Origin of the sequence: Mycobacterium sp. (genome assembly GCF_049802695.1) — a bacterium.
GTDB lineage: Bacteria > Actinomycetota > Actinomycetes > Mycobacteriales > Mycobacteriaceae > Mycobacterium.
Genome location: NZ_JBARMY010000402.1, coordinates 1 through 4,493, shown reverse-complemented (window position 1 = coordinate 4,493; position 4,493 = coordinate 1). Strand labels below are relative to the sequence as shown.

Annotated in this window: 5 protein-coding genes and 1 pseudogene; 4 read left to right on the top strand and 2 right to left on the bottom strand. The window is 63.8% G+C overall.

Going from position 1 to position 4,493, the window contains the following annotated elements:
• The coding region (locus tag WA317_RS16405) for an NUDIX domain-containing protein (RefSeq protein WP_425174034.1) at nucleotides 1–262 on the bottom strand (262 nt) is incomplete at its 3' end.
• A gap of 26 nt (nucleotides 263–288) precedes the next feature.
• Here WA317_RS16405 and WA317_RS16400 point away from each other — a divergent pair.
• From WA317_RS16400 to WA317_RS16390, 3 genes are all read left to right on the top strand, one after another.
• Nucleotides 289–573: a 4a-hydroxytetrahydrobiopterin dehydratase gene (locus tag WA317_RS16400; protein ID WP_425174033.1), complete on the top strand. Its 285-nt coding sequence runs from the start codon at nucleotides 289–291 to the stop codon at nucleotides 571–573.
• Nucleotides 574–1,052: 479 nt separating this feature from the next.
• Complete coding sequence (locus WA317_RS16395) at nucleotides 1,053–1,892, top strand: hypothetical protein (RefSeq protein ID WP_425174032.1); 840 nt, start codon at nucleotides 1,053–1,055, stop codon at nucleotides 1,890–1,892.
• 681 nt (nucleotides 1,893–2,573) lie between these two features.
• The gene (locus WA317_RS16390; RefSeq protein ID WP_425174031.1) at nucleotides 2,574–2,990 is read left to right on the top strand and encodes a hypothetical protein; all 417 of its coding nucleotides are present in this window, start codon (nucleotides 2,574–2,576) and stop codon (nucleotides 2,988–2,990) included.
• Here the strand turns inward: WA317_RS16390 and WA317_RS16385 are convergent.
• A complete protein-coding gene (locus tag WA317_RS16385) occupies nucleotides 2,888–4,105 on the bottom strand; it encodes a mannosyltransferase (protein WP_425174030.1) in 1,218 nt (405 codons plus the stop codon). The two genes, WA317_RS16390 and WA317_RS16385, sit on opposite strands and share 103 nt — an antisense overlap.
• 208 nt (nucleotides 4,106–4,313) lie before the next feature.
• Between WA317_RS16385 and WA317_RS16380 the strand changes: the two are divergent.
• Nucleotides 4,314–4,493 (top strand): annotated as a pseudogene (locus WA317_RS16380) (hypothetical protein); the annotation flags it as partial.

The following is a 4,493-nucleotide window of genomic DNA, read 5'->3' as shown; positions in this document are numbered from 1 at the left end:
GCACCAGCCGCACTCGATAGGCCCGCAGCGTCGTCGTGCCGTTCAACTGGATGTCATCGCCCAGGCGTTCGCCGACGGCGACGTCGACACCTAGTTCCTCGGCCAATTCGCGGGCCAGTGCTTCGGCCTCGGTTTCACCGGGCGCTACCTTGCCGCCGGGCAGTTCCCAGCGGCCGGCCAAATCCGGTGGCCGGGAGCGTTGTGCCACCAACACCGCGGAGCCGGAGATGACGGCGCCGGCGACGACGATCTGGTTCGGCATCGCGAGTGACGGTATACGGTCCGTGTATGGCTGTTTTATCGGATGAGCAGGTAGATGCCGCACTGCCTGAGCTCAACGGCTGGCAGCGGGCCGAGGGTACGCTGCGCCGGTCGATCAAGTTTCCCTCATTCCTCGCCGGCATCGACGCCGTGCGCCGGGTGGCCGAGCACGCCGAAGCTCAAGACCACCACCCCGACATCGATATCCGTTGGCGGACAGTCGTTTTCGCCCTGGTGACACACTCCGAAGGTGCCATCACCGACAAGGACGTAGCGATGGCGCACGATATCGACGGGATACTCGGCGTTTAGCGCCAGTCCGAGAATGCGCCGAGTCTGCATTCACGACTTTGATGCTGCGTTCAGCGCCTGGCCGAGGCGCTGTTCGGCGCGCTGAGCGCAGGCTCGCTCGCCCAGGTTGGCCACTGCCGCGCCTTTCCTGGCGCAGGTCTAAAGCACGGCTGCGGCAGGGTGGTGTCGCATCGACGGCCCCAAACACACCACTCCAGGACCGGATGAGGCGTCCTCGCCCGGGACCGGGCCGACATCAGCGCCCTGGGCCAGCTGACGCGGACGGCCGAGACGGCGGCTAGGCCACAGGTTCCGGATTTGACCCCGTCCTTTGGGGGAGCCGGGCAGTACACGAGATTGCCCGCGTTAGCGAGGCGGATGCCGATATGAAGAATTTTTCAGTTTTTTATCAGTTTCTTCTTACCCTGAGCGCCCTCTTGGGTTACTCTCAGGTCGCTCAACATCCGGTGAGCCGCATCACTTCGAGATCGGAGACTTAGATGAAGACCCGCCGTATCACCCTCGGCCTCGGCGCCGCCGCCGGTGGCCTGCTGGCCGCCACGTACCTTCCGATGACCGTCGCAAACGCCAGCCCCCTCACCGACCTCTTCGGCCTCTTCGGATCCGACGCGACCGCCCCTGTCACTACCGCCGGCACGGGCGCTGACGTCTTCGGATTCGCGCCCATCACCGGTTCCCCGGAAACCGTCCTCACGGTATCCGGGCTTCCGCCGCTGGACCAGCAAGTTGAGGGGTACCAGACATTCGACTTCTTCTCCCCGACCACCGCCACAGACCCGCTTGGGACCGTGAATGCTGACGTGAGCACCTTGACGACCCCGATCGGTTTTACCAACACCGAATACCTTGTGACCGGCAGCGACGCCCTCGCCCAACAACGTGCGGAAGAGGCCTTGACGGGGGTGACGGCGACGGCGCACCTTCCGACAGCCGGATCGACGTACGACATCGCCTCCTTTCACGGCTTCGAGAACATCTACTCCAGCGTCGCGCCAGAAGCAGCGACAGAGCCCGCGAAGTATGCGGCAGACTCCACGACGGGAGTCGGTGGGCTAGTTTCAGACTTGATGGGGGATGGCACCGCTCCCTCAGCGGCGGGAGACGTAGTCACGGACACGTTCGTGACCCCCTTCGGGTCCTTCGACCTCACGCCCTTGATCGGCGGCTTTGACGCGTCCTCTGGTCTGGCCGGCGATCCATTCGCGAGCCTTCTCAACCTCGGGGACTTCTTCAATGTTCCCGACCTAGACGGCACCTCGCTGCTCGGCGTCTTCGACCTCGCCAACCTCGGCGACCTACTCAGTTCATTCAGTTTCTAGTCGGTGTGGTTGCCCCGTCGTGACGTAGGCAACCAACAGGCGGGCATAACGAATAACCCCACTTGGCGGTCACCGCCGGGTGGGGTTATTTCGTTGTCGAGGTGCCGCCAGGACCAAGGCACGCTGCGAGCTGTGTCACTTCAGTGCGTCGCCATGAGGATGAGTCGATCGCCGTGCACGACGGCTGTAGTAGAGCGCCAAAATCTCGCGCCTCGCGAGCCGGCAGACACGGCTTAGCGGTGCGGAATGGCTCCACTTTCTAAGTGGTAATGGGTTTTCACTCATTTTTCTCTCAGTCAGGTACGGTTCGCACGAGTCGCAGCCCCGCCGAACTTCGCTGGACTACGCCGAACGGCTCCGTTCTAATGGCTTTGCGAATTTTCACTCATCTTCGTCTCAGGTTGGGGAATGAGCGAGGCCGGACACCTGTGAACGGAAGCTTGCCGTGAAAACGTCGTCGTCTCGCCCTTACCGTAGGCGCCGCGGGCGGCGGCCTGCTGGCCGCCGCGTTCCTCCGAGCGGCAGTCGCCGTCGCTGACGGCTACAACATCACGCCGGACCTCACTGTGACCGAGACATTTGAGTCAATAGGCGACAGCCACCTTTCGATCAGACGGTCGCAGGACTTCGGGGATACAACTCTGCCGGCCTCACGACGGGAGACACCGGGTCGTTGACGGCGTGTCGCTCAACGACGTAGGCACCTTCGGTTTCCACAACCAGGAGATTTCGGATCTGTCGTTCGCTGACGGGAATCCCCCGCCGCAAGGGTCAGTCTTCGACACGTTCAACTATGGTCACGGCTTTGAGAATGTGTATTCCGACCTGGCCGGCACCGGAGCCAACGGGACAAACACGATCACCGATACCTTCGTCACGCCCTTCGGGAGCTTCAACATCCCCACTACCTTCGATGTGATGGACGCCTTGCCGGCTGCCGACTTCACCTATCAGACATCCCAGGTCGCCACCGACGTCGACCTGGGATGTTTGCCTCAAGCAGATAGCGCTTCTTCGTCGACCTGCGCCGACGCGGTCGCCGCCCGCTTCCCGTTGACCGAGATCCAGATCAACGTCGCCAGTGCCGCCACGATGTAAACCATTCCGCCCCAAGCTAAATACCACGCTCGGCCGTGCTGCCAGATGCTCGGTTGAGCGAAGCTCAGCAGCCACGGCACCCCGATCAGAATCAACACCAGCCAACCCCAGCCCAAGATGCGCGCGCCGCGACGCGCTGACAACGGCCCGTGGATCAGCCAGATCATCAGCGGCACAAGCCAAATCCAGTGGTGGGTCCAGGAAATCGGCGCGATCAGCAACCCGAACAACTCGACCACCAACAGTAACCCCAGCCGATCTGGCTCGTCACCCGCGCCTGCGGTGCGTAGCGCACGCCAAGCCAGGACGGCCACCACCATGGTGACCGCAAGCGCAGCCAGCACCAACGGGCCGTAACCGAGGTCGCGACCAAAGATCCGGCAAATGCCGCCTCGCCACGACTGATTGAACGTTGTGCAGATCGGCCCTACGCGATCGGTGTCGCGCATCAGTTTTGTGAAGTAGTAGCGGGTTTCGTCACCGACCAGCACCGCTGAGACAGCAACCGTCGCGGCGAAGACGACAGCCGAGAACGCCGCGGCGCCCCATCGGCGCACTCCGGCGAAGTAGAAGCCGGTGATCGCCGGCGTCAACTTCACCCCCGCCGCCAGGCCCACCAGCAGGCCTGACAGCCACCACCGCGTGCTGTAGGCCGCCCACAGCCCCGCCAGCGTCAGCACGACGTTGATCTGCCCGTAGTCGAAGGTGCTACGCAGCGGCTCGGTCCAGATGGCAATTGCCGTCCACGCCATCGCAATTCGATGACCGCTGCCGGCCGGCACGCCGAGCAAGCGCTGGCTGAGGCGGACCACTGCGTACAGCGCAGCCATCGTCCCGACCTGCCAGCAGAAGGCCACCAACCCGAACGGCAGCAGATGCAGCGGGTAGAAGACCACCGCTGCGAACGGCGGGTAGGTGAACGGCAACGGGAAATCCGGCGTCTGGTCGGCGTAGACGTAGCTGTACAGGCTGCCGGGATGGTCGATGGCCGCGCCGCCGCCGATGTAGACGTGCAAGTCGACGAAGTTGGCCCCATTGGGCGCTAGATACGTCCACGCCAGTCGCGCGGCGACGCTGACCACCAACAGCAGCGGCCCGGCAGCGCGAAGCGACATCGCCTGCCGACCGTCAGAAGGTGCCGCCCGGGCGGCCGATGTGGTTTCTATGCGGCCGACTCTAGCGAGCGGTGTCGACGACGGTGCCGGGTCACCGCTGTCACTCAGGTCAGTAACGATCGAATAAATGCCACACGTGTCACTTGAGTCACTTCCGCAACACGCGAACTATCAGCCGGGACCACAAGTGCAAGCACCAGGGAGAGCCATGTCATTCATTTGGATCGTGTTACGCGCCACCGCCGTCGTGGGTGGCCTGATGGCCGCACTCGTGACGGGCGGCATTGCCCACGCGGATACCACCCCGTCGTTGCCCGGCGTCGCCGACCTGGGCGCCGCGGTGGCCAACGCACCGCAGCTGCTGCAGAGCGTCGGCTCGGCCCTGGGC

Bases quoted from the DNA above. Each gene is read 5' to 3' on its own strand.
- WA317_RS16400 (WP_425174033.1), top strand. From the start codon at position 289: ATGGCTGTTTTATCGGATGAGCAGGTAGATGCCGCACTGCCTGAGCTC.
- WA317_RS16395 (WP_425174032.1), top strand. From the start codon at position 1,053: ATGAAGACCCGCCGTATCACCCTCGGCCTCGGCGCCGCCGCCGGTGGC.
- WA317_RS16385 (WP_425174030.1), bottom strand. From the start codon at position 4,105: ATGTCGCTTCGCGCTGCCGGGCCGCTGCTGTTGGTGGTCAGCGTCGCC.